Consider the following 684-nt stretch of genomic DNA (forward strand, 5'->3'; position numbering starts at 1 on the left):
GGATCAGCAGCGGCTGTTTGCCGTAGCGCGCCAGCGGCGTGACCAACAGCGTGCCCAGCAACAGCTTTAGCGCCATTCGTCCGGTAAAGTGCTGGATATCTTTGGCCGGATCGGCGCTCAATGCCCCTTGTTGAATGGCATAAAACAGCCACAGCAGCGGCAACGCGGCGGCGGCATGCAAGATGATTTTCAGCCAGAACACCTGGCGGAGTGTCAGACGCATTCAGAAATTATCCCGCAGGTTCAGACCGCGATACAGCGGTGCCACTTGCTCGGCATAGCCGTTAAACAGCAGCGTCGGTTGGCGCTGAACGTTAAGCAGTCCGCCTGCACCAATCACCCGTTCACTGGCCTGCGACCAGCGCGGATGGTTAACATCCGGGTTCACATTGGCATAAAACCCATATTCATCTGGCGCCGCCAGATTCCAGGTTGAGGGCGGTCGTTCGCGCGTAAAGCGGATTTTTACGATGGATTTGATGTTTTTGAATCCATATTTCCACGGTGTCACCAGGCGGATGGGCGCGCCGTTCTGCGGTGGCAAGGTTTTGCCATAGACACCGAGCGCCAGCAGGGTCAAGGGATGTAGCGCCTCTTCCAGGGTTAAGCCTTCTACATAAGGATAGTCAAGCCCGCCGCCGAGAAAGCGATCTTTCTGCCCCGGCATCTGTTCGGGATCGTGCA

Annotated in this window: 1 protein-coding gene and 1 pseudogene; both read right to left on the reverse strand. The window is 57.0% G+C overall.

Going from position 1 to position 684, the window contains the following annotated elements:
* A pseudogene (locus J5224_RS33045) lies at positions 1–223 on the reverse strand (sulfoxide reductase heme-binding subunit YedZ); the annotation flags it as partial.
* Positions 224–684: protein-methionine-sulfoxide reductase catalytic subunit MsrP (gene msrP / locus J5224_RS33050; RefSeq protein WP_264629132.1), on the reverse strand; the 461-nt coding region annotated here is incomplete at its 5' end.

Source organism: Candidatus Symbiopectobacterium sp. NZEC135, assembly GCF_025962695.1.